24 protein-coding genes and 2 pseudogenes are annotated in these 26364 nt (G+C 62.5%); 18 read left to right on the forward strand and 8 right to left on the reverse strand.

What is annotated here, in order from left to right:
• Window positions 1–161: 161 nt before the first annotated feature.
• The 4 genes and pseudogenes from VXL81_RS14045 to VXL81_RS14060 form a co-directional block, all read left to right on the forward strand.
• Window positions 162–422, forward strand: a pseudogene (locus VXL81_RS14045) (transposase); the annotation flags it as partial.
• Window positions 423–702: 280 nt separating this feature from the next.
• The gene (locus VXL81_RS14050; RefSeq protein WP_416554790.1) at window positions 703–1788 is read left to right on the forward strand and encodes a Hint domain-containing protein; all 1086 of its coding nucleotides are present in this window, start codon (window positions 703–705) and stop codon (window positions 1786–1788) included.
• A gap of 280 nt (window positions 1789–2068) precedes the next feature.
• Window positions 2069–2689 carry a 30S ribosomal protein S4 gene (gene rpsD / locus VXL81_RS14055; RefSeq protein ID WP_072505221.1) on the forward strand — a complete coding sequence of 207 codons (621 nt, stop codon included), beginning with the start codon at window positions 2069–2071 and terminating at the stop codon, window positions 2687–2689.
• A 207-nt stretch (window positions 2690–2896) separates the two neighbouring features.
• The gene (locus tag VXL81_RS14060; protein WP_416534980.1) at window positions 2897–3481 is read left to right on the forward strand and encodes a PA14 domain-containing protein; all 585 of its coding nucleotides are present in this window, start codon (window positions 2897–2899) and stop codon (window positions 3479–3481) included.
• A 42-nt stretch (window positions 3482–3523) separates the two neighbouring features.
• Here VXL81_RS14060 and VXL81_RS14065 read toward each other — a convergent pair whose 3' ends face one another.
• On the reverse strand, window positions 3524–3985 hold the full coding sequence (locus VXL81_RS14065; protein WP_340546268.1) for an Lrp/AsnC family transcriptional regulator: 462 nt from the start codon (window positions 3983–3985) through the stop codon (window positions 3524–3526).
• A gap of 152 nt (window positions 3986–4137) precedes the next feature.
• Here VXL81_RS14065 and hisC point away from each other — a divergent pair, with 152 nt between their 5' ends.
• From hisC to VXL81_RS14080, 3 genes are read left to right on the forward strand one after another with little or no spacing between them, the layout of a single operon-like run.
• A complete protein-coding gene (hisC, locus tag VXL81_RS14070; protein ID WP_340546267.1) occupies window positions 4138–5223 on the forward strand; it encodes a histidinol-phosphate transaminase in 1086 nt (361 codons plus the stop codon).
• Window positions 5220–6140, forward strand: a complete 921-nt coding sequence (locus VXL81_RS14075; protein WP_416534982.1) for a prephenate/arogenate dehydrogenase family protein — start codon at window positions 5220–5222, stop codon at window positions 6138–6140. The genes hisC and VXL81_RS14075 overlap by 4 nt, the downstream gene beginning before the upstream one ends.
• A complete protein-coding gene (locus tag VXL81_RS14080; protein ID WP_340546265.1) occupies window positions 6137–7012 on the forward strand; it encodes an extensin family protein in 876 nt (291 codons plus the stop codon). The genes VXL81_RS14075 and VXL81_RS14080 overlap by 4 nt, the downstream gene beginning before the upstream one ends.
• Here VXL81_RS14080 and VXL81_RS14085 read toward each other — a convergent pair.
• A pseudogene (locus VXL81_RS14085) lies at window positions 7009–8012 on the reverse strand (DUF2125 domain-containing protein). The gene VXL81_RS14080 and the pseudogene VXL81_RS14085 overlap by 4 nt on opposite strands.
• A gap of 64 nt (window positions 8013–8076) precedes the next feature.
• On the opposite strand from VXL81_RS14085, the gene VXL81_RS14090 reads away from it, so the two are divergent.
• From VXL81_RS14090 to VXL81_RS14100, 3 genes are all read left to right on the forward strand, one after another.
• Entirely contained in the window at window positions 8077–8607 is a 531-nt protein-coding gene (locus VXL81_RS14090; RefSeq protein ID WP_340546263.1) for a gamma-glutamylcyclotransferase, read from the forward strand.
• Between the two features lie 79 nt (window positions 8608–8686).
• The gene (locus tag VXL81_RS14095; protein ID WP_340546262.1) at window positions 8687–9868 is read left to right on the forward strand and encodes a biopolymer transporter ExbB; all 1182 of its coding nucleotides are present in this window, start codon (window positions 8687–8689) and stop codon (window positions 9866–9868) included.
• A 3-nt stretch (window positions 9869–9871) separates the two neighbouring features.
• Window positions 9872–11839 carry a peptidoglycan -binding protein gene (locus tag VXL81_RS14100; protein WP_340546261.1) on the forward strand — a complete coding sequence of 656 codons (1968 nt, stop codon included), beginning with the start codon at window positions 9872–9874 and terminating at the stop codon, window positions 11837–11839.
• Window positions 11840–11855: 16 nt separating this feature from the next.
• Here VXL81_RS14100 and VXL81_RS14105 read toward each other — a convergent pair whose 3' ends face one another.
• The 4 genes from VXL81_RS14105 to gloB form a co-directional block, all read right to left on the reverse strand.
• Window positions 11856–12425: a DUF2087 domain-containing protein gene (locus tag VXL81_RS14105; protein WP_416554792.1), complete on the reverse strand. Its 570-nt coding sequence runs from the start codon at window positions 12423–12425 to the stop codon at window positions 11856–11858.
• Between the two features lie 207 nt (window positions 12426–12632).
• Window positions 12633–13598, reverse strand: coding sequence for a M23 family metallopeptidase (locus VXL81_RS14110; RefSeq protein ID WP_416554794.1), 966 nt, complete (start codon window positions 13596–13598; stop codon window positions 12633–12635).
• Between the two features lie 6 nt (window positions 13599–13604).
• The gene (gene clpA, locus VXL81_RS14115) at window positions 13605–15926 is read right to left on the reverse strand and encodes an ATP-dependent Clp protease ATP-binding subunit ClpA (protein ID WP_340546258.1); all 2322 of its coding nucleotides are present in this window, start codon (window positions 15924–15926) and stop codon (window positions 13605–13607) included.
• A gap of 182 nt (window positions 15927–16108) precedes the next feature.
• Window positions 16109–16882, reverse strand: a complete 774-nt coding sequence (gene gloB / locus VXL81_RS14120) for a hydroxyacylglutathione hydrolase (protein ID WP_416534987.1) — start codon at window positions 16880–16882, stop codon at window positions 16109–16111.
• A 65-nt stretch (window positions 16883–16947) separates the two neighbouring features.
• Between gloB and VXL81_RS14125 the strand changes: the two genes are divergently transcribed.
• The 7 genes from VXL81_RS14125 to VXL81_RS14155 all read left to right on the forward strand — a co-directional run bounded on the left by VXL81_RS14125 (window position 16948) and on the right by VXL81_RS14155 (window position 23678).
• Window positions 16948–17694, forward strand: coding sequence for a class I SAM-dependent methyltransferase (locus VXL81_RS14125; protein ID WP_340546256.1), 747 nt, complete (start codon window positions 16948–16950; stop codon window positions 17692–17694).
• A 584-nt stretch (window positions 17695–18278) separates the two neighbouring features.
• Entirely contained in the window at window positions 18279–18839 is a 561-nt protein-coding gene (locus VXL81_RS14130; RefSeq protein ID WP_340546255.1) for a F0F1 ATP synthase subunit delta, read from the forward strand.
• Complete coding sequence (gene atpA / locus VXL81_RS14135; RefSeq protein ID WP_340546254.1) at window positions 18840–20378, forward strand: F0F1 ATP synthase subunit alpha; 1539 nt, start codon at window positions 18840–18842, stop codon at window positions 20376–20378.
• 14 nt (window positions 20379–20392) lie between these two features.
• Entirely contained in the window at window positions 20393–21274 is an 882-nt protein-coding gene (locus tag VXL81_RS14140; RefSeq protein ID WP_340546253.1) for a F0F1 ATP synthase subunit gamma, read from the forward strand.
• Between the two features lie 20 nt (window positions 21275–21294).
• A complete protein-coding gene (gene atpD / locus VXL81_RS14145; RefSeq protein WP_340546252.1) occupies window positions 21295–22719 on the forward strand; it encodes a F0F1 ATP synthase subunit beta in 1425 nt (474 codons plus the stop codon).
• 11 nt (window positions 22720–22730) lie between these two features.
• Window positions 22731–23144: a F0F1 ATP synthase subunit epsilon gene (locus VXL81_RS14150; RefSeq protein WP_340546251.1), complete on the forward strand. Its 414-nt coding sequence runs from the start codon at window positions 22731–22733 to the stop codon at window positions 23142–23144.
• A gap of 183 nt (window positions 23145–23327) precedes the next feature.
• Window positions 23328–23678 (forward strand): H-type lectin domain-containing protein, encoded by a 351-nt coding sequence (locus VXL81_RS14155; RefSeq protein ID WP_416541877.1) that lies wholly within the window; start codon window positions 23328–23330, stop codon window positions 23676–23678.
• Here the strand turns inward: VXL81_RS14155 and VXL81_RS14160 are convergent.
• Window positions 23675–24052, reverse strand: a complete 378-nt coding sequence (locus VXL81_RS14160) for a GFA family protein (protein ID WP_416554796.1) — start codon at window positions 24050–24052, stop codon at window positions 23675–23677. The genes VXL81_RS14155 and VXL81_RS14160 overlap by 4 nt on opposite strands.
• A 138-nt stretch (window positions 24053–24190) precedes the next feature.
• Window positions 24191–25210, reverse strand: a complete 1020-nt coding sequence (locus VXL81_RS14165; protein ID WP_340546248.1) for a ribose-phosphate pyrophosphokinase — start codon at window positions 25208–25210, stop codon at window positions 24191–24193.
• Between the two features lie 215 nt (window positions 25211–25425).
• Here VXL81_RS14165 and VXL81_RS14170 point away from each other — a divergent pair, with 215 nt between their 5' ends.
• Window positions 25426–26280, forward strand: a complete 855-nt coding sequence (locus VXL81_RS14170) for an alpha/beta fold hydrolase (protein ID WP_416555038.1) — start codon at window positions 25426–25428, stop codon at window positions 26278–26280.
• Window positions 26281–26364: the final 84 nt, after the last annotated feature.

Below are 26364 nucleotides of genomic sequence, written 5' to 3' on the forward strand. Positions count from 1 at the left end.
TATACCAGACAAAATAAACAACATGGCGCCCCAAGGGGCGATTCTGGCGTTCGTAGCACTGGATGTGTGGAAACACAGATTTGGCCCGAGAAATATGGACAGTTGAGCTAGGTGGATTTCCCGCTCCTGATCCGGCAGCGTGCCGGGACGAAGGAGCGACGATGGCCAGACGACCCAGACGGAACCACAGCCCTGCATTCAAGGCGAAAGTCGCATTGGCAGCTTTGAAGGGCGACAAAACGATGAGCGAATTGGCGACGCAGTTTGACGTTCATCCGAACTAGGTCAAGCAATGGAAAGACCAGCTCCTAGGCCGCGTGACAGACGTTTTTGACGACAAGCCGAAGGCGTCGAAGGAGACCGAGATCGATGTCAAATCGTTGCACGCGAAGATAGGCCAGTTGACGCTGGAAAACGATTTTTTGGGCGAAGCGCTCGCCAAGGCCCGTCTGTTGAGAACGCTTGCGGGGTCTCACGGCAGACGCAATGCTCCAGCCCTTGTCGCTCCCAGTCCTGCCAGCCGACAACCACCATCCCTTTCGTCCTTCCTCATATGAGCTGTCTTGAAATCGTAGGCTGCATCTCTTTGACCATAAAGGACGAGCGGCTGTGAACCGTTCTGGTGATGTGGCTTTTGTGGGCGGGCGGTTTCTGTTAACGTTGGTTTAACAACAATACCGCCAGAGACAGGCAGTCGAGCATATGCAAACAGGCTTTCGAGGCACCTACGTCATTTCGTGGGGGCAGACCGAAGTGGATGGTCTGCCGGGGGCGCCGGTGTCGGCACTGGCCGCCGGGGCAAGCTGGCGCTGGCGCGGGGCGCCGCTGCGGGTCGACGGGCCTGGCAATCTCCTGGAACTGGAACCTGGCGATGCGGAGCGGGATCTGCGGCGCAATGCGGCGCGGTCCGTGCGCCGGTTGGTCGGGCTCGCGATCGAACCCGGACCGCAGGGGCGGGACCGCCCGGCTGACCGGCCGGAGGAGGACCGCCCGCAGACGGTGCTGCGGGATCGCTATTTCGTGGTGACCGACGGGCGGCGCAATTACACGGTGACGCTTATTGATGTCGGGCCCGTGCAGCGGCCGCTGTTGATGTTTGTCGATTCTCAACCTCCGAACGACAGGGATCTGTGGGTCGTCGATGTGCGGCTGGACACAGGCGACCGACGCGATGTGCGGTCGCATACCGGCGTGATCTGTTTTACCCCCGGAACCATGCTGCGCACCCCTGCGGGGGCGGTACCGGTTGAACGGCTGCAGGAAGGCGACTGGATCCAGACCCGCGACAGCGGCGCCCAGCAGATCCAGTGGATTGGCGCGCGGCGGATGACCGGCGCACGGCTGTTCGTCGCGCCTGAGCTGCGCCCGGTGCGGATCAGGGGAGGGGCGCTTGGCATCGAGCGGCCCGATGCGGATCTGCTGGTCTCGCCGAGCCATCGCATGCTGCTGCGGGGGCCGCATGTGCAAAGCCTGTTCAACACGCCCGAGGTGCTGGTTGCGGCGCGCGATCTGATCAATGGTCGCGAGATTGCGGTCGATACGCAGCTGCGCGAGGTCACCTATATTCATGTCTTGTTGGCGGAGCATCAGGTGCTGTGGGCCAATGGGGTCGAGACAGAGAGCTTTCACCCCGCCCAGGCGGCGCTGAGCGCGCTGCGCGATGAGGATCGCGCCCGGCTGTTGCAGCAGCTGCCGGATCTGGAAGTCGATGCGATGCGCTATGGCGAATTCGCGCGCCGCAATCTCAGCCAGCCGGAGGCGGCAATCCTGCGACATGCAGCAGCCTGACCGCTTGTCGGCCGCGCGCTGAGACCGTGCGACCGCGCGGCTGGCGGAGCCGTTTTTCCCTCTGCCTTTGGCAACGCGCGATAGGGGCGGAAAAGCTGGTTGACTCTCTCTCGCCCTCGTCTATACACGCGGCTTCATTGGTGTTGGCGGCTCCCGCAAGGGAATGCCTGTCATGCCCGAAGAGCGCAAGGATCATCCGGTCCTTCGCGACACGGAGCAAGAGGACAACGCCCTTCGATGCAGCCCTTTGGGGTGCGACCAAAACTGAAGGAGATCAGCCGTGACCAAACGCACGTCTGCCAAGTACAAAATTGACCGCCGTATGGGCGAAAACATCTGGGGCCGTCCGAAGTCCCCGGTGAACCGTCGTGAATACGGCCCCGGCCAGCACGGCCAGCGCCGCAAGGGCAAACTGTCCGATTTCGGTATCCAGCTGCGCGCCAAGCAGAAGCTCAAGGGCTACTACGGCGACCTGACCGAGAAGCAGTTCCGTCGCATCTACGCCGAAGCTGAGCGTGTTAAAGGCGACACCGGTGAAAACCTCATTGGTCTGCTGGAGCGCCGCCTGGACGCGGTTGTGTACCGTGCCAAATTCGTTGCAACCGTTTTTGCGGCCCGTCAGTTCGTGAATCACGGTCACGTTCTGGTCAACGGCAAGCGCGTGAACATCCCCTCCTACCGCGTGAAGGAAGGCGATGTGATCGAGGTTCGCGAGAAGTCCAAGCAAATGACCGCACTGCTGGAAGCTGTTCAGCTGGCAGAGCGTGACGTTCCTGACTACGTCGAAGCCGACCACTCCAAGATGACCGCCACTTTCGTGCGCGCACCGGGCCTGTCCGACGTGCCGTACCCGGTTGTGATGGAACCGAACCTGGTCGTCGAATTCTACGCCAAGAACTAAGTCCTGTCCGAACCCGGACACGACAGAAAGGGGCTGCCATCTGGCGGCCCCTTTTTCATTTGCTACCGCAGCGGAAGGTCACTGGTGATCGCCTGGGATGACAGGCGCCACCCGCCGCTGCCGCCATTTGCGATTGCCAGCTGCCCCCTTGCGGACCTATCCTTTTTGCAGACGCCCGCTCAGAGGTGATGAACAGGAAGGTAGACGATGAAAATGACCCGTATTCTGGGGATGGCTGCGATGGCAGCTGTCACCGCAACACTCACAGCAACACTCTCATGGGCGGCGCCCCTGCGTCTGACCCCGGCCAACCCGCAACCGACGGGGCTGAAGCCGGGTCTGACGGTGCGCTATGCCTATCCCGACGACGTCAAGACGCTGCGCGCCGCTGCCAAGGCGCTGGAGGCCGGAGCCGAGGTCGGACCGCCGCTCAAGGGGCTCGACTATCGCGACACCAGCATCGGGCAGAATGCCCTCACCTCCAAACGCTCGGAGCATGTCGCGGCTGACATCCGTGGCTATGTGCGTTTTGATGCGCCGGGCATCTATACGATTGATTTCCTCACCAATGATGGCATCCGGGCGACGATCGGCGGCAAGGTGGTCGGCAAATTTGATGGTCGGCAGACCTGTCAGGAGACCTTTGCCCAGCAGGTGGAGGTGCCGCAAGCCGGCTGGTATCCGATCCATGTGCTGTATTTTCAGCGGCTGAATACCTCCTGCCTGCATATGCGCATGGGGCCGCAGGGCAGCCGTGTCACCTGGATGCCGAACAAGGCTTTTGGCCGCTGACAGGACTGCGGATTGGCGGTGACCGGTTGCGGGCGCCTGCGGCTATAGCGGCAGCGGGCGTCCTTCGGCGATGGCTTCCATGGCGAAATACGACGTGACGCTGTCCAGCTCGACACCTTCGATCAGGCGCTGGTAGACCTTGTCGTAACTGGCCATATCCTCGGTCACGACCTTCAGCTGGTAATCGTAATCGCCGCCGATGCGGTGGAAATCGACCACCTCGGGGATGGTCAGCACATGGCGGCGAAAGGTCTGCAACCATTCCGCCGAATGGTGACGTGTGCGCAGCATCACAAAGACCACCAGATCCAGCCCCAGCTGCTTGCGGTCCAGACGGGCGGTGGTGCCCTGCATCAGGCCGCTTTCGCTCAGGGTTTTCAGGCGTCGCCAGCAGGCGTTCTGCGACAGGCCGACCTGCTCTGCCAGATCGCGCTGCGAGAGGCTGGCGTCACGCTGCAGGGCGCGCAGCAGGGCCAGGTCGATGTTATCCAGCTTATGGGTCATGGCCCCATCATGGCGGCGGGCATGGCGGAGTTCAATCACTCAGTGCAACCAACGGACGGGACCGGGACATTGCAATCCGGCAAGAGGCGTCTTGCCGCTTTCCCATTGCTGCCAAGGCGGTTATTACGAGGCGGCATCAAGGAGCATCTACCATGACCCACATCGCGCCGCAGCCTGGCATATTGGACATCGCCCTTTATGAGGGCGGGGCTGCCCATGTGAAAGGGGTGAGCAATGTGACCAAGCTCTCCTCCAATGAAAACCCATTGGGGCCAAGCCCGAAAGCCATTGAGGCAATGCAGGCGGCGGTCTCTCAGATGCACCGGTATCCGAGTTCCGATCACAGCGCCCTGCGTCAGGCGATTGGCGAGGTCTACGGCCTGCCGGCGGAGCAGATCATCTGCGGGGCGGGCAGTGACGAGATTATCACCTTTCTCTGTCAGGCCTATGCGGGGCCGGGGGATGAGGTTCTGTTCACCGAGCATGGCTTTGCCATGTATCGCATCAGCGCCCTGGCGGCCGGGGCGACCCCGGTCGAGGTGGCGGAACGCGAACGCGTCACCGATGTCGATGCGCTGCTGGCCGGATGCAGCGAGCGCACGCGGCTGGTGTTCATCGCCAATCCCAACAATCCCACCGGCACGATGATCGGCACCGCTGATCTGGCCCGGCTCGCCGATGGTCTGCCACGGGGAGCACTGCTGGTGCTGGATGGCGCCTATGCGGAATATGTCGAAGATTATGACGCCGGGGCCGAGCTGGTGGCCAGCCGCGACAATGTGGTGATGACGCGCACCTTCTCCAAGATCTACGGGCTGGGTGGCGCTCGGGTCGGCTGGGGCTATGCGCCGAAAGTCATCATTGACGTGCTGAACCGGGTGCGCGGTCCGTTCAATCTGTCGTCCACCGCTCTTGCCGGGGCGGAGGCAGCGGTGCGGGATACGGAGTATACCGAACATTGCCGTCAGGAAAACGCCAGATGGCGCGGCTGGCTGGCCGAGGCGCTGGCGGAGTTGGGTGTGCCCTCAGACACCTCCTGTGCGAATTTCATTCTGGCGCGCTTTGCCAGCCCGGAAGAAGCGGGCGCCTGCGATGCCTTCCTTCAGTCGCGCGGGCTGATCGTGCGCCGGGTGAGCGGATACAAGCTGCCCGCAGCGCTGCGGATCACCGTGGGTGATGAGACCGCATGCAAGCAACTGGTTGCGGCTGTGAAGGCGTTCAAGGATGGCGCGGCATGAGCGCGCCGATCTACAACCGCATCGCGCTGATTGGTCTTGGCCTGATCGCCTCCTCCATGGCACATGCCATTCGCCGTGGCGGGCTGGCAGGCGAGATCACCGGCTATGCCCGCAGCGCACAGACCCGCGAGACCGCGCGCCGTATCAACTTGTGTGATCGTGTCTGCGAGACGGCTGCGGAGGCGGCGCAGGACGCTGATCTGGTCGTGCTCTGTGTGCCTGTGGGGGCGATGGATGCTGTGATGGCGGACATTGCGCCGGTGCTGAAACCCGGTGCCACGGTTTCCGACGTGGGGTCGGTCAAACGCCATGTGATCGACGCGGTGTTGCCGCATATCCCCGACGGGGTGCATTTCGTGCCGGCCCACCCATTGGCGGGCACCGAACATTCCGGGCCCGAGGCCGGGTTTGCCGAGCTTTATGATAACCGCTGGTGCCTGCTGGTGCCGGTAGAGGGCTGCGAACGCGCCCCGGTGGACCGGTTGCGCCGGCTCTGGGAGGGGATGGGCTCCAACGTCGATGAGATGGACGCGGATCACCATGATCTGGTTCTGGCGGTGACCTCGCATGCGCCGCATCTGATTGCCTATACGATGGTCGGCGTGGCTGATGACCTGCGCCGGGTGACCGATAGCGAGGTGATCAAATACTCGGCTGCGGGATTTCGTGATTTCACCCGGATTGCCGCCTCCGATCCGACCATGTGGCGGGATGTATTCCTGACCAACAAGGATGCGACGCTGGAAATTCTGGGACGTTTCACCGAGGAGCTGTTTGCCCTGCAACGGGCCATCCGCACCGGGGATGGGGAGCATCTGCACCAGTATTTCACCCGCACCCGGGCCATCCGCCGGGGCATTATCGAGGCCGGGCAGGACACGGCGGCGCCGAACTTCGGCCGCGAGACCAAGTCATGAGGCGCGGCTGGCGGTCGGGGGCGCAGGCGGTTGCGACGGCAGCCGGGCTGATCGTCATGATCGCCGTCAGCGCCGGGGCCACTGCGGCCAATGCGCCTGACCGCTCGCTGCGGCCCAATGCGCGCCCGGATCCGGCGGCTGTCGCCGCTTTGACGCCGACACCCGCCGCTGCTGCGGTCACCGTTTCATCGGATCTGCGCCCGCAAGGGCGACCGCCGTCTGAACAGGCCGTCGCCATGGCTGCGCTGCGCCTGCCGATGATGCCGACCGGTCCAGAGGCCTCTCTGCGTCCACATCTGCGGCCCGGCGATCTGGCGGAGAAAATCCTGTTCGGCAAACGCAAACGCCGCAAGACCTCGGTCTGCGGTGATATCGACATTCAGGGAGCAGAGGTGGGTGCCGTACCGGGGCGTCTGAACGGCTGCGGCGCAAAGAACGCGGTGCGGGTGCGATCGGTTGCCGGGGTGACGCTCAGCCAGCAGTCGGTGATGACCTGCGACACCGCCCGCGCGCTCAAGAAATGGGTGGAGCGGGATGTGGTCAAGGCCTTTGGCCGGCGTGACAAGGTGGTGGCCCTGAGGGTGGCGGCGCATTATTCCTGCCGCACCCGGAACAACCGGCCGGGCGCAAAGATCTCAGAACATGGTCGGGCCAAGGCGATTGATATCTCGGGCTTCGTTCTGGAGAGCGGCAAGGTGATCACGGTGCTGAAGGGCTGGACCGCGCGCGCCACGCGCAAGGGGCTGCGGAAGATGTGGAAAGGTGCCTGTGGCCCGTTTGGCACCGTGCTGGGGCCGCTTTCGGACCGGTACCATCTGGATCATTTCCATCTGGACGTCGCCCGTCATCGCGGCGGTCCTTATTGCCGCTAGCGCAGGATCAGACGGGGCGCTGGACCGATCGGCAGCGGACCGAGCGTGACATAGCCGGAGCGCAAAGTCAGCGGCAGATCAAGGTCGCGATGGTTGCCGCCAAGCCCGGCAAAGACCCGCAAAACCCGCTCAATCCCGGAGCGCGCAGTCGGGTGCAGGCTGCCTGAGGCTTCGGCCATTTGCAGGATGTCCTGCCAGTTTTCAACCTGAAGCGCGAGATCGCCCTCTGGCAGGCCGGTCTCATCCAGACGCAGCTCGCCTGTGCCTTGATGCGCATCGGGCCCCAGCGGGCCTCGGCAAGATGCAGCGATATCTGGCGCGGCTGCGGGCGGCGCAGCTCAATCGCGCTGCGGTTCCAGCTGGTGTCGAAGCCCACATTCATGTCGAGCGTGACCGTCTCCAGCCGCTCCGGAAGCCCCTCGGTCGCCGCTAACCGCTGGCGCAACAGCGGGTGAGGGGAGACACCCTGCGCATCGGCGTGGATCTGGTAGTGGTTCTGCGCATCGGTCCGCGTCATCTCCAGCAGGACCGCCTGACCGCTCAGCTCGGGTTTGCCATTGCTCTGTACCGTCCAGTTTCTGGACATCATGTGCAGCTGTTCCAGGTCCAGCGCGGATCCCGGTGCCAGTTGCAGCTCGGCCCGCAGCCCCTCGGCGTGCAGGATCGCGGTGCTGTCGAAATAGGAGAACCGTTGTGGTGTCGGCGGCAGCAGAAGCGTCACGGTGCCGGGCCAGAGTGCAAGGCTGCGGATGTCGAGCCAGTCGGCACGCCATGCGGTGCCGGTGCCCGGATCGGCGAGGGCAGGGGTGGTGATCCGGTGATGGTGATAGAGTGGATAGCCCGAGGTGCGCAGCGTGGCATAATCGGCCTGCCAACCCTGCCGCTGCTGCTCGGCAAACCAGCCATCCAGCCCCTGACGCAGGCCCCAGGCGGCAACCGCCCAGTAAAGGCTCCAGACGGAGACCGAAATGAGCAGCATTTTTGTCCAACGGATCATCATTCGGCCTCTTTTCTGGACGTGGGATTTGATGTTTATAGACCGCGATCAAAAAAGGGCCAGCGTCATGACCATGTGGGTATTTGGATACGGATCTTTGTTGTGGAATCCAGGTTTTCCGGTGGCCCGCCGCGAAGTTGCGACCCTGCCGGGCTATGCGCGGTCCTTCTGCATGAAGTCGATCCATCATCGCGGCAGCGAGGAGAAACCCGGTCTTGTGCTGGCGCTGGATGCCATCGAAGGGGCGGCCTGTACCGGAATCGCGCTGGCGGTCGAGGCTGGCCACGAAGAGCAGACCTTGCTGGAACTGCGGGCGCGGGAGCTGATTTCCTCGGCCTATGTGGAGAAGGATCTGACGGTGCAGCTGGCCAGCGGCGGGGAAGTTACCGCCGTGACCTATGTGATTGATCCCGATCATATCCAATATTGCGGCGGCATTAGCCTCGAAACTCAGGCGCAGATCATTGCCGAAGCGGTTGGGGGACGTGGCCCCAATACCGAATATCTGTTCAATACGGCCGAGCATCTGGCGGAGATCGGGCTGCGCGACGCTGATTTGGATTGGCTTGCGGCGCGTGTGCGGGATCTTGCGTCATAAAGCCTTGGCTCTTTTGAGGATTTGCCTATAGGCTCCGGTTCTGCAAGAGCACCAAAAAAAAGTGTCAGGAGCCACAGCTATGGCGCAGCCAGACCGCGAAAGCAGACCGCAGTTTTCCCAACCGGTACGCCAGATTATCATGATGCTGATCGCTCTCGGGCTGTCAGGGTTCGGGGCCTTTGTGGCGCTGCCGCGCGTTTTGCCGGTGTTTGAAGCCAACCCCTGGCTCAACGGGTTTATCGGTCTGGTGTTTGTTTTCGGCGTGATGGCCTGTTTCTGGCAGGTGCTGCAACTGATCGGGTCGGTGCGCTGGATCGAGGCTTTCGCTGCCGGGGTCGCCAGAGAGGATGTTCGCCCACCGTCGATGCTGGCTCCGCTGGCGTCACTGTTGCGGTCGCGGGGCGCGCGGATGCAGCTTGGCTCATCCTCGACCCGCTCGATCCTCGATTCCGTTGCGACCCGGATCGACGAAGAGCGTGAAATTACACGCTATATCGTTAACCTGCTGATTTTCCTTGGCCTTCTGGGGACGTTCTATGGTCTTGCGACCACGGTGCCAGCGGTGGTCGATACCATCCGCAGCCTCGCCCCGCAGGAAGGCGAGGAAGGGATCGCAGTGTTCAACCGGCTGATGACCGGGCTTGAGGCGCAGCTGGGCGGCATGGGCGTTGCCTTTGCCTCGTCTTTGCTGGGGTTGGCGGGATCGCTGATCGTCGGGCTGCTTGAGCTGTTCGCAGGCCATGGTCAGAACCGGTTCTACCGTGAGCTTGAAGAATGGCTGTCGTCTTTTACCCGCGTCAGCTTTTCCTCAGGCGAGGAGACAGGCGGCGGTGAAAACACGGCACTTGCAGGTGTGCTGGACAGCATGACCGAGCAGATGGACGCGTTGCAGTCGATGTTTGTGCAAACCTCCGAAGCCCGTGCCGGGGTGGATCAGAAACTGTCCGAGCTGGTGGATGCGATTACAGATATGAACCGGCGGCAGGACCAAACCGAAGGCACGGCCCGGGCGCTGGAGCGGGTCGCAGTGGGGCAGGAGGCCCTGACCGAACTGATGCGCGCCCATGGCGATGTCGGGCTGGATGCCGAAAGCCGGATGCGGCTGCGCTCTATCGACGTCCAGATGCTGCGCATCCTCGAAGAAATCTCCGCCGGCCGTCAGGAGAGCCTGGCGGAGCTGCGCAAGGATATCGACCTCCTGGTCAAGGCCTTTGCCCGACCGCGTGGATTGGGTCGCACCGCACGCGGCTCCGAGGACTAAGCGATGGCCCTGTCACGTCGCACCGGACAGCGTTTTCAGGCCTCGATCTGGCCCGGGTTCGTGGATGCGATGACGGGCCTGTTGCTGGTCCTGATGTTTCTTCTGACCATCTTCATGGTGGTTCAATTTGTGCTGCGCGAGACGATTTCGGGGCAGGAAAGCCAGCTGGATGAGCTGGCCGCGGAAGTCGGGGCGCTGGCGGATGCGCTTGGGCTGGAGGAGCGGGCCAACAGCCAGTTGCAGGCCCGTCTTGGCGCCTTGTCGGCGACGCTCGGCACCACGCAGGGCGCGCTTGAGGCTGCCGAGGCGGAGCTGTCGGCGGCGCGCGGAGAGATCAGCGATTTTGAGGCGCAGGTTGCGCAGCTGTTGCTTCGCCAGGAGGAGGCCAATGCCACGATCAGTGATCTGACCGCACAGCGCGCGGCGTTGCAGGCCTCGCAGTCTGAACTGGAAGGCGAGCGTGACGCGCTCTCGCAGGCGCTGGCTGCCAGCCGCAGTGAAATCGACGCCCAGACGGAGGCGGCCAGGCTGGCTGCGGCCAAACGCGAGGCGCTGGAGGCACTGGTTGCCGATCTGGAGACTACGGCGGCGGATGCCACGGCAGCGGCGCAGCAGCTGGAAACGGAGCTCACCTCTGCCGAGGCAGCGCGCCTTGCGGAGGCGGCTGCCGCCGAGGCGCTGCGCAACCGGCTGCAGGATGCGGATGCCGAACTGACCGCCATGACCCTCGCGCTTGAGGCGCAGCGGCAGGCCGCCGAGGATACGCTGACATTGCTTGCCGCTGCTGAAACGGCCAAGGACCAGCTGGATGCGCGGCTGGCCGAGGTTCTGGACGCGCTCGACAGCGCACAGGCAGCGAGCGCGGACCGGGATGTTCTGGCCGAGCGGCTGACCCGTGTCTTGGCGCAGCTCGATGCCACACAGACACGCGCCGACAGCGAGGTCGCGGCATTGCAGGAAGAGCTGGACCGGCTGCGGCAGAGCCGTGACACCGCGCAATCGGATCTTGAAACCACCACGGCGGCGCAGGCCGAATTGGAACAGCGCCTGCTGGAGGCGCTGGGCAAATTGGAACAGGCCAATGCAGCTGCTGCGGACCGGGATCTGTTGCAGCAGCGATTGCTGGCGGCCCTGAGCGACGGCAAGGATCAGGCCGCCGAAAGCGCCGAGCTGGCGAGCCTTGCAGAGCAGCGTGCCGCCCTGCTGGCACAGGCCCGCGAGAGCCTGAACGCCGAGCAGGCCATATCCGAGGAGGCGCGGCGTCAGACCGCACTGCTGAACCAGCAGGTCGCCGCCCTGCGCGAACAGCTTGGCGGTTTGCAGGCTCTGCTGGACGATTACAAAGCCCGTGATGCAGCACAGTCGGTGCAGATGCAGAACCTTGGTCAGGATCTGAACGCTGCCCTGGCCCGGGCCGCCGCCGAGGAACGCCGACGTCGGCTGCTGGAAGAGAGTGAGCGCAAGCGACTGGAGGCTGAGGCAGAGCAGCTCAGCTCCAAGGCGCAGGATCTTGAGCAGTATCGTTCAGAGTTCTTTGGCAGGCTGCGCGATGTGCTGGGTAATCAGGAAGGGGTGCGGATCGAAGGCGACCGTTTTGTCTTTGCCTCGGAAGTGCTGTTTGCCCCCGGAAGCGCCGATCTGTCGCTGGAAGGGCGGGCTGAAATCGCCAAGGTCGCAGGGATCCTGCAGACCGTGGCAGCGGCCATTCCGCCGGAAATCAATTGGATCATCCGGGTTGATGGGCACACCGATGACACCCCGCTGGGGGTGCACCCGAAATTTGCCGATAACTGGGAGCTGAGCCAGGGCCGCGCGCTGTCGGTGGTGCGCTACATGGTGCAGGCGCTGGGCATCCCGCCCGAGCGCCTGTCTGCCAATGGATTTGGTGAATATCAGCCGGTGAATCCAGCCCCGACTGCGGCCGCACGGGCGCAGAACCGCCGGATCGAGCTGAAATTCACCGAGCGCTGAGGTGCCATTGCCGGTGCTACCGGCGCGTGATCTGCGCTGCTGCCTGGGTGCGCTGTTTGCGGCGGGCTGCCAGTCGCGAAATCAGTGCTTTGGCTTCGGCGGTGGGCTCCTGTTCGATACGCCTGTAGTCGCTGCCATCGCGTTGCCGGGTCAGCAATCCACAGGAAATCATGGTGCGCCGCAGGGTTGCGGGATCCCTGAAGCGATGTTCGCCGATCAGCAGCGCATTCACCTGCGCCTCCTGCAACGCCCTGTCGGCCGGAAAGACCGACCAGAGCCCAAACAGCGCAAGCGTCTGCACGGCGCGTTTTGACGGCCAGCGCAGCAGCAGCCCGTCGTCATCGAAATGGCCCAGCGTGCGCGCGATCAGCCGATGATCAGCCGCCGGCGCCATTGTGGTTTTCGCGAGCCGTCGGGCCGCTGCCTGTATGGCGCGCTGGTGTTGCAGGTTCTGAAAACCGGCGGCGCGGGCGAGCATGTTCATCAGTGTCAGATGCGAGGGGCTGGCCTCGCCCAGTTGCCGGGACAAGGCGCGGGAGAAATGGGACAGGTCATCCACCTGTAGGGGAAGCGGTTTTCGGGTCATATTGCATCCTATCGGCGCCTGTGCGGGTCGTTGGTCGCTGTCCTGACGACGCGGCGCCATCTGCAATGGAAACCGTTCGGTGATATGGCAGGTTTAGCTCTCCCATGCGGGAGCAGCGACGCCTCGGTGTCTGCCGACCGTGGCAGCAGATTAGCCGCTGAGAGCGGCAAGGCCAAGAGGGCTTGGCCCCGCCGTGTCGGTGAAGCCCTATTTCACCGTCATTTCCTGGCGCTGATCATCTACGACCTGGCCGTCGCGCAGCAGTGTCGCGGTTGCGATGTAGCGGCCGGGTTGCAGCCCCGATCCACGGATCCGTTTGCCCGCGGCGCGGTACAGCTGCGCTTGGGTTTTTTCCAGCGGTTCTGTCTGCTCCAGCAGGGTGCCCTGCGGCCCGTCGATACGCAGCACCAGCTGGTCACCGCTGCGGGCGCCGAAGGCATAGGCCCAGAACACGATTGCGCCGCTGCCGGATGCCAGCGGCGACTGATCGGCGATCCCGGCCTTGATCGCGGCAAATTTCGGAACATGGTCGGCAAAGCCGCTGCCTAGAAAGCCGCCGGCCTGATAGGTGATCTCCTCGGCCCAGAGCGGCGCGCCGATGTCGGCACCGCAGCCCTGCTCCATCCGGGGGCCAAAGGGGTCTATGGTGATACCATCCTTGCGCACGGAAAGATGCAGATGGGGAAACTGGGTGTTGCCGGAGAGGCCGATTTCCCCAAGCGGTGTGCCGGCCGTGACCCTGTCGCCGGAGCTGACCTGGATGGACCCACGTTTCATGTGGCAATACTGAGTTTCCCAGCCGCCGCCGTGGCGCAGCAGAACCCCGTTTCCACATTCCCGCCCCTCGATCGCGGGGTCGTCCGGCCCGCTGGAATAGCGGTCCTCCATCCCGTCGCGGCTGCCGACCACGGTGCCATCCGCCGCGGCAAAGACGGCGACGCCGGCCTCCATGTCGCTGAGATAGGGCAGGGCGATATCCGTACCCTTGTGGCCGTCATAGGTGAGGGGATTGCAGGTGAAATCCTGTGTCGCCGGTCCGATGGCGCGGTCGACATATTGCTGGATCTGGCAGCTGTCGCCGAGGGTGCAATCGACCGGCCAGTCCAGAACGAGATCGCTCGCCGCGACGGGCGCGGCGAGCGAGGAGAGAAATGCCAGGGGCAGAAGACGCATTGGCTGTTACTCGGCCGTAAGCAGCGGCGGCCTGTCCCCCGAGATGCGAGGCTTGGCCGGGCCTTCGATCCTGAGATCCAGTTTGCCATCCTTGATGCCGACCTTGACCAGGCCCCCCTTGGAGAGTTTGCCAAACAGCAGCTCTTCCGCCAGCGGTTTCTTGATGTGCTCCTGAATGACACGGCCCAGAGGACGCGCGCCCATGCGGTCGTCGTAGCCTTTGTCAGCCAGCCATTCTGCCGCCTTGCGGGTGAGTTCGATCGAGACATTGCGGTCCATCAGCTGGGCTTCCAGTTGCAGGACAAATTTCTCGACCACCTGCAGGATGACGTCCTTGGGCAGCGGTGCAAAGGAGATCACCGCGTCCAGACGGTTGCGGAACTCCGGGGTGAACGTGCGTTCGATGGCGGCTGTATCCTCGCCTTCGCGGCGGTCACGACCAAAGCCGATGGCGGCCTTTGCCTGCTCGGATGCGCCGGCATTCGAGGTCATGATCAGCACGACATTGCGGAAGTTCACGGTACGGCCGTTGTGATCGGTCAGCTGGCCATTATCCATGACCTGCAACAGGATGTTGAACACATCCGGGTGCGCCTTCTCGATTTCATCCAGCAGCAGCACGCAGTGGGGATGCTGGTCAACACCATCGGTCAACAGCCCGCCCTGATCAAAACCGACATAGCCCGGAGGCGCGCCGATCAGGCGGGAAACCGCGTGTTTCTCCATGTATTCGGACATGTCAAACCGCAGAAGCTCCACACCCAGCGTATCGGCGAGCTGTTTGGCGACCTCTGTCTTGCCGACGCCGGTTGGGCCTGCAAAGAGATAGTTGCCGATGGGTTTTTCCGGTTCGCGCAGACCGGCACGGGCCAGTTTGATGGCGCTGGACAGCGCCTCGATCGCGTTGTCCTGACCAAAGACCACCCGTTTCAGCGAGCGCTCCAGATCCTTCAGCACCTCGGCGTCGTCCTTGGAAACGTTTTTGGGCGGGATGCGGGCGATCTTGGCGACAACCGCTTCGATCTCCTTCACACCGATGGTCTTGCGGCGTTTGCTTTCGACCACCAGATGCTGTGCGGCACCGGCCTCGTCGATGACGTCAATCGCCTTGTCCGGCAGTTTGCGATCATTGATGTAGCGGGCGGAGAGCTCCACCGCAGATTTGATCGCATCGCTGGTAAAGCGGATGCCGTGATGGTCCTCGAAATAGGGTTTCAGCCCTTTCAGGATCTCGATGGAATCCTCGACCGACGGTTCATTCACATCAATTTTCTGGAACCGGCGGGACAGCGCGCGGTCCTTCTCGAAATGTTGGCGGAACTCCTTGTAGGTGGTGGAGCCCATGGTGCGCAGCTTGCCGCCCTGAAGCGCGGGCTTCAGCAGGTTGGACGCGTCCATGGCCCCGCCGGAGGTGGCGCCTGCGCCGATCACCGTGTGGATTTCGTCAATGAACAGAACTGCATCGGGGTGATCTTCCAGCTCGGTAACGACGGCTTTCAGACGTTCCTCGAAATCGCCGCGGTAGCGGGTGCCCGCCAGCAGCGCGCCCATATCCAGCGAGTAGATGGTGGTTTCCGACAGAACCTCGGGCGTTTCACCGGCGACAATCTTGCGCGCCAGACCTTCGGCGATGGCGGTCTTGCCAACGCCGGGATCGCCAACCAGAAGCGGGTTGTTCTTGCGGCGGCGGCACAGAACCTGGATGCAGCGCTCAACCTCGTGGCTGCGCCCGATCAGCGGGTCAATGTCGCCCTCGCGCGATTTTTCATTGAGATCGACGCAGTATTTCGCCAGCGCGCTCTCTTTCTTGTCGCCCTCGGTGGTGGGCTGGGGCTCTTCCTCGACTTCGGGGGAGCCGGTGACGGGCCGGGACTCACCAAAGGCCGGATCCTTGGCCACGCCATGGGCGATGAAATTCACCGCGTCATAGCGGGTCATGTCCTGATCCTGCAGGAAGTAGGCCGCGTCGCTCTCGCGCTCGGCGAAGATGGCGACCAGCACATTGGCGCCCGTCACCTCGGTCCGGCCGGAGCTTTGAACATGGATGGCGGCGCGCTGGATCACGCGCTGGAAGGCAGCGGTCGGTACCGCTTCGGAGCCGTCGATGTCGGTGACCAGATTGGCGAGATCCTCATCGACAAATTCGACAAGGGTTGCACGCAATTCGGTGAGGTCGACACTGCAGGCGCGCATGACGCGGGCCGCGTCCGGCTCATCCAGCAGGGCCAGAAGCAGATGCTCCAGGGTTGCGAATTCGTGACGCCGTTCGTTTGCCAGCGCAAGCGCGGCGTGAATGGCCTGTTCCAAAGTGCTCGAGAATGAAGGCACGGGCGTGCTCCTCTTGGTCTTGGGTTGGCGTTGAGGCTGTGGGACGGATGCCTAGCCTTCCACAGTCCAACCATGTCCTGATAGTATTAGAGTTTGGTTGATACGTGCCCGGCTTCAAGTTCTTTCTTGCAATTTCTTGTCACATTTCTCGTGACTGTGCCGTGAAACGGCAGCCGGGGCGCCTAAAACTTGTCCTTTCGCGCCCGGATTTCAGCAAAGACCTTGGTCGCCGGCGCCCCGCCCATGCCAAGGGCATCCTTGACGCTGTCGAGATGGGCCCGCAGGAACGGGTTGGTGTCCAGCTCCTCTTGCAGGCGTGACGGGACTGTTGGTCGCCCTTCTGCACGGTCCGCATCAATCGCGGCACAGCGCTGTTGCAGCGCCGGGTTGTCCGGGTCGATGGTGAGCGCGAAGCGGGCATTGGACTGGGTGTATTCATGGCCGGAATAGACCGTGGTGTCGCGGGGCAGGGCGGCGAGTTTCTGCAGGCTCTGCCACATCTGGTCGGCAGTCCCTTCAAACAGGCGGCCACATCCCAGCGCCATCAGGCTGTCGGCTGTGAAAACCGCTGAGGACGCCGGGAGGTGAAAGGCAATATGGCCGAGGGTATGGCCGGAGACATCCAGCACATGGACCTCCTCGCCGAGGCAGCTGAAGGTCTCTCCCTCGGCCACCGCCAGATCTAGATCCGGCAGGCGATGGGCATCGGCGCGCGCACCGACGATCTGGCAGTCATAGGATGCACGCAGGTCGGCGACCCCGTCGATATGATCCCAGTGGTGGTGAGTCAGCAGGATCTGATCCAGCCCCCAGCCGCGCCTGTCTAGCTCCGACTTGATAGCCTCCGCTTCCGGCGCATCAACCAGCGCGGTCTGACCGGTGGCCGCATTGTGTAGCAAAAAGGCATAGTTGTCGGACAGGCAGGGCAGGGTGACGATTTCAAGGGGCATGGTCATTCGCTTCTCGATGGGTAAACTGACGGCGACTGGCCTCAGATTGGCCCAAGCAACGGACGCCCGCAATGCATGTTGATGTTCAGGATCTGAGGAATTTCTACTATCGCAGCACCCTGGGGCGGGCGGCGCAGGCGTCTATCCGCGGTCGGCTGCTGGAACTATGGCCCGAGGCGGCCGGGCTGACGGTCGCGGGGTTTGGGTTTGCGGCACCGCTGCTGCGCCCCTATCTGGCGGAGGCGCGGCGGGTGATTGCGCTGATGCCCGGGCCGCAGGGGGTGATGCAATGGCCGGCCGGGCTGCCCAATGTTTCGGTGCTCTGCGAAGAGACCTCCTGGCCGATTGAAACCGGGCATGTGGATCGGCTGGTGCTGCTGCACGGGCTGGAGACCTCGGACCGGCCGTCGCATCTGCTGGAGGAATGCTGGCGGGTGCTGGGACCGGGGGGGCGCGCCGTCTTTGTGGTGCCCAACCGTGCCGGTCTCTGGGCGCGCTCGGATGTGACCCCGTTTGGCTTTGGCCGCCCCTATACGCTGAGCCAGGTGGAAAATCAGCTGCGCCTGCATCAGTTCACCGTCGAGCGGCACTCAGCCGCGCTTTATCTGCCGCCCAGTCAGCGCCGCTTCTGGCTGAAGTCCGGGCCTTTGTTTGAGCGGATGGGGGATCGTCTTCCGGCGATGCTGGGGGGCGGTGCGTTTCTGGTGGAGGTCAGCAAGCAGGTGCATGTCCAGCGCGGCGAGATGACCCGCCTGCGCCGTCCCAACCCGATCCGGGTGCTGGAAGGGTTGTCCAATCCGATGCCCGAACCGGCGTGACGGGGGCGATTTCAGGGGCGGGCGGATGTGTCCGGGCGGTCGTCGATGTCGTTTGCGGCATATGCACAGGGTGACGGCAGGTCGCCTGCAAACGACGCCGCGTCGCGGCGTCTGCGGGCTGGACAGGTGGCGCAAAATGGGGCGCGATGAGAGGCTATGAAATAGGCGGTTCTTAATCTTTGGCAGGAGGCGCAGGATGACCTTGCGGAAGGCGGCTTCGGGTGCTCTGGTGCTTGATTCCCCGCATATGGTTCAAAATCGCGCTTTCAGTGCTCGTTTTCGACGGTTTGGAGGTTTTTTTGTCCTCAGGGCGTGATTTTTGCTGATTTGGAATCGCAAAATTGACGCCTAAAGTCGGTTTTTTTGACGCATGTTCTGTCGTTTCATCGAGTGTTATTGCCTAATCACTTGAAAACGCTTGAAACTTCCTTTTTTACCTCGCTGTCCAAGGCAGTTGATAGGTTGCCAACGCTCTGCTACATCCACGCTGATTTTGACGCCCCACCAGATTGTGGGGAGACCTCACGCCCCCGGACGCCACCTGCAAGGGTTAGCCAACCGGGGCCAATATCGGAAGGGTGGACGTGTCCGAACCAGCTTCGATCTCCGCAGGCATTGCCGCGCGCTATGCCACCGCGATCTTTGAGATCGCCGAAGAGAGCAAGGCGCTTGATAGCCTTGAAACCAGCATCAATGACCTGTCTGCCGCTCTGGCGGATAGTGAAGATCTCCGCGACCTGATCACGTCACCTCTGGTGTCGCGTCAGGAGCAGGGGGCTGCGATCACCGCAATTGCCAAGAAAATGGGCCTGGCCCCGGTTCTGGCAAATGCGCTGTCGCTGATGGCCGAAAAGCGCCGCCTGTTTGTGGTGCCTGCGCTGCTTGAGGCTCTGCGCGCACGCCTGGCCGAAACCCGTGGTGAGATTACCGCCGATGTCACATCGGCAAAGGCGCTGACCAAGACCCAGAGCGAAAAGCTGGCCAAGACACTGGCCGAACGCACCGGGAAAAAGGTCGTGATCAATGCAACCGTCGATGAAAGCATCATTGGCGGTCTTGTCGTTAAAGTGGGCTCGAAGATGATCGACAGTTCGATCCGCTCCAAGCTCAACTCCCTACAGAACGCAATGAAAGAGGTCGGATAAATGGGTATCCAAGCAGCAGAAATTTCTGCGATCCTGAAAGACCAGATCAAGAATTTTGGTCAAGAAGCCGAGGTGGCAGAAATTGGCCGCGTGCTGTCCGTTGGTGACGGTATTGCCCGCGTCTACGGTCTCGACAATGTCCAGGCCGGCGAGATGGTCGAATTCCCCGGCGGCATCATGGGCATGGCGCTGAACCTCGAATCCGACAACGTCGGTATCGTTATCTTCGGCTCCGACCGTGACATCAAAGAAGGTGACACCGTCAAGCGCACCAACTCCATCGTGGACGTTCCCGCTGGCCCCGAGCTCCTCGGCCGCGTAGTCGACGGTCTGGGCAACCCGCTGGACGGCAAGGGTCCGATCAACGCATCCGAACGCAAGGTTGCCGACGTGAAGGCACCGGGCATCATCCCGCGTAAATCGGTTCACGAGCCGATGGCAACCGGCCTGAAATCGGTTGACGCGATGATCCCGATTGGCCGTGGCCAGCGAGAGCTGATCATTGGTGACCGTCAGACCGGTAAAACCGCCGTTGCGCTGGACGCCATCCTGAACCAGAAAGTCTACAACGACGCCGCTGGTGATGATGAATCCAAGAAACTGTACTGTGTTTACGTCGCGATCGGCCAGAAGCGCTCGACCGTGGCCCAGCTGGTGAAGAAGCTGGAAGAAACCGGTGCGATGGAATACTCGATCGTGGTTGCCGCAACCGCGTCCGAACCGGCTCCGATGCAGTTCCTGGCGCCTTACGCCGCGACCGCGATGGCCGAATACTTCCGCGACAGCGGCAAGCACGCGCTGATCGTTTATGATGACCTCTCCAAGCAGGCCGTGGCCTATCGCCAGATGTCGCTGCTGCTGCGTCGTCCGCCGGGCCGTGAAGCCTATCCTGGTGACGTTTTCTACCTGCACTCCCGCCTGCTGGAGCGTTCCGCGAAGCTGAACGAAGAATTCGGTGCCGGCTCGCTGACCGCGCTGCCCGTGATCGAAACCCAGGGCGGCGACGTGTCCGCGTTTATTCCGACCAACGTGATCTCGATCACCGACGGTCAGATCTTCCTGGAAACCGAACTGTTCTACCAGGGCATCCGTCCTGCTGTGAACACCGGTCTGTCGGTGTCGCGTGTGGGCTCCTCGGCTCAGACCAATGCAATGAAATCCGTTGCTGGTCCGGTTAAGCTGGAACTGGCTCAGTACCGCGAAATGGCAGCCTTTGCACAGTTCGGCTCCGATCTGGACGCCGCGACCCAGCAGCTGCTGAATCGTGGTGCCCGCCTGACCGAGCTGATGAAACAGCCGCAGTACGCACCGCTGACCAACGCCGAGATCGTTTGCGTGATCTTTGCAGGTACCAACGGTTACCTCGACAAAGTCGACGTGAAAGCAGTCGGCCGTTACGAGGCTGGCCTGCTGGCGCATCTGCGCAGCAAGCACCAGGACCTGCTGGATTGGATCACCAACGAAGACCCGAAGATCAAGGGTGATGCAGCCGACAAGATCAAAGCAGCTCTGGACGCGTTCGCAGCTGACTTCGCTTAAGGGGGGATCAGGCGTTGCCTAACCTTAAAGACCTTAAAAACAGGATCGCGTCGGTCAAATCGACCCGCAAGATCACCAAGGCCATGCAGATGGTCGCGGCCGCAAAACTGCGCCGCGCCCAAGAGGCCGCCGAAGATGCACGTCCCTATGCCGAACGGTTCAACGCCGTTATGGCCGGGCTCGCCGCATCTGTCGGTGGCAGCGATTCTGCACCCAAACTGCTTGCCGGCACCGGTAGCGACCAGGTTCATCTCCTGGTCGTGCTGACCGCCGAACGCGGGCTTTGCGGGGGCTTCAATTCCAACATCGCCAAGCTGGCCCGGGTGGAAGCCCAGGCGCTGAAGGCAGCGGGTAAGACTGTCAAGATACTGACAGTCGGCAAAAAAGGCCGGGACGCGATGAAGCGCGACCTTGGCGAATATTTTGTCGGCCACGTGGATCTGAGCGACGTCAAACGTGTTGGCTATGCCAATGCGCAGGACATCGCCAAGGACGTTCTGGCCCGCTTTGATGCCGGGGAATTCGACGTTGCGACGCTCTTTTATGCGCGGTTCGTGAACGTTGTGACCCAGGTGCCGACAGCCCAGCAGGTGATCCCGGCGTCGTTCGATGCCACGGAAGACGCGGCTGCGACCAGCTCTGCGGTTTATGACTACGAGCCCAGCGAAGAGGCCATTCTGGCCGACCTGCTGCCGCGCGGCGTCGCAACTCAGATCTTTGCAGCGCTGCTGGAAAACGGGGCCTCCGAACAGGGTGCCCGGATGAGCGCGATGGACAACGCGACCCGCAACGCGGGCGAGATGATCGACAAGCTGACCATCGAGTTCAACCGCTCGCGTCAGGCCGTGATCACCAACGAGCTGATTGAAATTATTTCGGGCGCCGAGGCGCTCTAAAAGAAAACCGGAGACGAAACATGGCAAATGCAAAAGGCAAGGTGACCCAGATCATCGGCGCCGTTGTGGACGTGCAATTCGACGGCCACCTGCCGGCGATCTTGAACGCGCTGACCACCGACAACAATGGTAAGACCCTGGTTCTGGAAGTTGCCCAGCACCTCGGTGAAAACACCGTCCGTACGATCGCGATGGACGCGACCGAAGGTCTGGTTCGCGGTCAGGCTGTTGCCGACACCGGCGCACCGATCTCGATCCCCGTCGGCAACGCGACCCTGGGCCGCATCCTGAACGTTGTGGGTGAGCCCGTGGACGAGCAGGGCCCGGTGAACGCAGCGGAGACCCGTTCGATCCACCAGCCCGCACCCGAGTTCAGCGACCAGTCCACCGAATCCGAAGTGCTGGTAACCGGCATCAAGGTGATCGACCTTCTGGCCCCCTACGCCAAGGGTGGTAAAATTGGTCTGTTCGGCGGCGCCGGCGTTGGCAAAACCGTTCTGATCATGGAACTGATCAACAACATCGCAAAAGTGCACTCGGGCTTCTCCGTGTTCGCCGGTGTTGGTGAGCGGACCCGTGAAGGCAACGACCTCTACCACGAGATGATCGAATCCAACGTTATCAAGCCCGATAACCTGGAAGAATCGCAGGTGGCCCTGGTTTACGGCCAGATGAACGAGCCTCCGGGTGCGCGTGCCCGTGTTGCTCTGACCGGTCTGACCCTGGCGGAACAGTTCCGTGACCAGTCGGGCACCGACGTTCTGTTCTTCGTGGACAACATCTTCCGCTTCACCCAGGCGGGTTCCGAGGTTTCGGCTCTGCTCGGCCGTATTCCTTCGGCTGTGGGCTACCAGCCGACGCTGGCCACCGACATGGGTGCGATGCAGGAACGCATTACCTCCACCAAGAACGGCTCGATCACCTCGATCCAGGCTGTGTATGTTCCCGCGGACGACCTTACCGACCCGGCACCGGCAACCACCTTTGCCCACCTGGACGCGACCACCGTTCTCAACCGTTCGATCTCGGAACTGGGTATCTACCCGGCTGTTGACCCGCTCGACTCCACATCGCGCCTGATGGACCCGTCCATCGTGGGCGAAGAGCATTATGCTGTGGCCTCCGACGTTCAGCAGATCCTTCAGCGCTACAAGTCGCTGCAGGACATCATCGCGATCCTCGGCATGGACGAACTGTCCGAAGAGGACAAGCTGACCGTGACCCGCGCGCGTAAGATCCAGCGCTTCCTGTCCCAGCCGTTCGACGTTGCAAAGGTCTTTACCGGCGCAGACGGCAAGCAGGTTCCGCTTGAGGACACGATCGCGTCGTTCAAAGCCGTTGTGGCTGGCGAATACGACCACCTGCCCGAAGGCGCCTTCTACATGGTTGGCGGCATCGACGAGGTGATCGCTAAAGCCGAGAAAATGGCTGCTGACGCGGCCTAAGGAGGGCCCTGATGGCTGATACGATGCAATTCGACCTCGTGAGCCCGGAGCGCCGCCTGGCGTCGCTCCCGGTGACCGCGGTAATGATCCCCGGCGCGGAAGGCGACATGACGGCTATGGCCAACCATGCGCCGACCATCACCACGCTGCGTCCGGGTGTCCTGCGGGTTGAAGGCCCGCAAGGCACATCGGAATATCTGGTCACCGGTGGCTTTGCTGAAATCGGCGCTGACGGTCTGTCTGTCCTTGCTGAAAAGGCAATCCCCATGGACCAGCTGACGCGCGCGCAATTGGACGAGCTGATTGAAGAGGCCCGCACGACCTACAAGACCGTGCAGGAAACCGATCAACCGCATGGTCTCGTTGAAGACGCGGCCAAGCTGCTCGCTGACATGGAAGCCCTGGGCACCCACATGAGCCTCTGATCCGTCAGAGCCATGGCAAAACACGATAAACCGGCCCCTTGCGGGCCGGTTTTGTTTTTTGGCAGAGTTGCAGGACAGGCGGCGCACTCGCCCGCGCCCTGTGCACCAGGCTATGCGCAGGTCGGGCGGTGCGCAGAGCGGGCAGGGAAGAGATCGGGCAGGGGTTCAGGGGGCGGAAACAGTATGAAACGTGTACAGAGCCCCCGCCTTGGGGTGGATCAGGGCGATATCGAGATCTTCTCGGAGTTCGAGAATGGCGGCAGCATGTGGACCGGAACCGGCCCGCGCGAACGCCGTCGCGAGGTGCGCTTTTCCGAGCCCTTTGCCGAGCTGCCTGCGGTGCATCTCTCCAGCTCGCTGGTGGACATCGATTCAGGGGCCGCCATCCGGGCGGAGCTGGTCGCCGAGAAGGTCACCCACCAAGGATTTGACGTGGTGTTTCGCACCTGGAATGACAGCCGCGTCGCGCGGATCCGGGCCTCCTGGCTGGCGATCGGAACGCTGCCCTTTGCCGATGACTGGGACGTTCCCTAACACGGGTCTTTGTCGCGGTCAAAACGGGTCAGACCCGGAAACGCGGGCAGCCAGCTTTCGCGGCGCAGGCACCAGCCTTCATAGCTTGGCAGCAGCCCGTCCGTGGTTTCGAGCGCACCCAGATGCAGCTCGATCTCATCGCCGCTTCGGGAAAAAACCGACGAGCCGCAGATACCACAGAAATGGCGGCCCCTGTAATGCTGCGGCCTGCCATCAACAGTGACAGCCGATGCCGGGAAAATCGCAGCCGCGTAGAACAACGCGCCATGGTGCTTGCGACAGTCGCTGCAATGGCAGATGCCAACCCGGAGCGGCGCACCGGAGGCGCTGATACGGATGGCGCCGCATAGGCAGCTGCCCTGATGGTGCTGCATCCTCCTGCCTCCCCGCTTTAAGCCACGCGCCAAGCCTAGCGTGCTGGGCGGCGTGCCGTCGATAGCGGCAAGACGAAAAACCCCACGCGCCGGGTTCCGGGTGTGGGGTCAAAGAGCTTGGCCGATTGGCGGCGCGGTTTAGCCGTTGCGCGACAGCGACTCGTAGATCGGAACCAGCGTCTTGTCCTCGAACAGAGAGGACACGGAGGTGCCGTGCCAGATATTGAGAATGGCCTGAGTGAACAAGGGCGCGGTCGGCAGGATGCGAATATTCGGCGCGCCAAGGACCGCTTCGGTCGGCTGAATGGTGTCGGTCAGCACCAGCGATTTCATCACCGAGTTTGTCACGCGCTCAACAGCCGGGCCGCTCATCACACCATGGGTGATATAGGCGTGGACCTCCTTGGCCCCATTGTCGAGCAGCACCTGCGCCGCCTTGCACAGGGTGCCGGCTGTGTCGCACATGTCGTCGATGATCAGGCAGATCTTGTCGGTGACATCGCCAATCACGGTCATTTCGGCGACCTCGCCGGCTTTCTCGCGGCGTTTGTCGACGATCGACAGAGGCGCGTTGATGCGCTTTGCCAGTTCACGGGCGCGGGCCACACCGCCGACGTCCGGTGACACGACCATGAGTTCGTCCATGCTGTCCTTGAACTGGTTTTTCACATCCAGAGCAAAAATCGGCGAAGCATAGAGGTTGTCGACGGGGATATCGAAGAAGCCCTGGATCTGGGCCGCGTGCAGGTCCATTGTCAGAACCCGTTCGATGCCCGCACCGGTCAGCATATTCGCCACCAGCTTGGCCGAGATCGGCGTGCGGGCCTTGGTGCGGCGGTCCTGGCGGGCATAGCCGAAATAAGGGATCACGGCGGTGATACGCTGGGCAGAGGAGCGGCGCAGGGCATCTGCGATGATCAAGAGCTCCATCAGGTTGTCATTGGCCGGGTTCGAGGTCGGCTGAATGATGAACATGTCCTCACCGCGGACGTTCTCATAAACCTCGACGAAGATTTCGCCGTCGTTGAACCGCTCGACCCGGGCATCTACGAGGCCCTGATCAACGCCGCGGTGCATCGACATGCGGCGGGTAATGGTTTCGGCAAGCGGAAGATTGGCGTTCCCAGCAATCAGCTTGGGTTCGTTCAAAGTCGGCATTGGCTGTTATCCCCAGGCAGCAATGGCAGTGTGACAGATTCGTGATGTTGAACCCCGCTTAGCATGGGCGTACCGTCGCGCCTAGATTTAATGCGGGAGAACAGGCCCATGGTGGCAAACGACAGGGCAGGGGAAACCTGCTGGAGTTGCGCAGAGGAGCAGCGAAGAAGGACCTTGGTTGACGGTGGCATCGCGACCGCAAAAGGGCAGTCATGATGGCGGAAATCTCGGCCGGGCTGGCGCAGCCCGTGGTCACCCATTCCTTTGGTCGCGGCAATCGGCAGGTTCTGGGAGTCCATTGCTCCCTTGCCCATTCCGGTGCCTGGCGTGGTCTGGCGACCATTCTGGAAGAACATGTGACGATCTCAAGTTTCGACATGCTGTCGCACGGGCGCAGTCCCGATTGGGACGGTGAGGGGCTTTTGCAACTGCGCAATGCCGAGGCCGGGCTGGCCCTGATCGAGTCGGAGAACCTTGCCAAGGACGGGCCGATTGACCTGCTGGGCCATTCCTTTGGTGCCACGGTGGCGCTGGCAATGGCGCAGATGCGGCCTGACCTGGTGCGCTCTCTGGTGATGATCGAACCTGTGTTTTTTTCGCTGGGGACAGCGACGACGACCGATCCCGAGGCGCTTGAGGCGCTGCGCCGGGACCACATGACCGTTCGCGAAACCTATCTCAACGGCGATGTGGAGCAGGCGACACGCCTGTTCAACCGGGCCTGGGGAGCAGGCCATCCGAAATGGCCAGATTTGCCCGAAAGCGCCCGCAGCGCCATGGTCCGCAGTTTCCCGGCGGTGATGGCCTGCGATACGCAGATCTACGACGATATGCTGGGCGTGCTGGAACCGGATAAGCTGGCGTTGCTGACGATGCCCTGTCTGCTGATTGATGGCGGCAAAAGCCAGCCCATCATGCATGAGATCATTCGCGCTCTTGCCGCACGACTGCCGGAGGTGACCTGCCGAAGGGTCGAGGCGGCGGGACATATGCTGCCGATCACACATCCGGCCGAGACGGCGGCTCTGCTGCAAAGCTTCTGGCCGGACGTGGCGCTGGCGCAGGCCTAGGCCCTAGCCGATGCTGCACGGTCCCGAGGGGGCGTTCCCGTAGCAAGAACCCGAAGCGCGCCAGAGGCGGCTTCGGGTTTTTCA

The organism is Phaeobacter sp. JH204B, from assembly GCF_048055755.1.
In the GTDB taxonomy this organism is placed as follows: domain Bacteria; phylum Pseudomonadota; class Alphaproteobacteria; order Rhodobacterales; family Rhodobacteraceae; genus Phaeobacter; species Phaeobacter bryozoorum.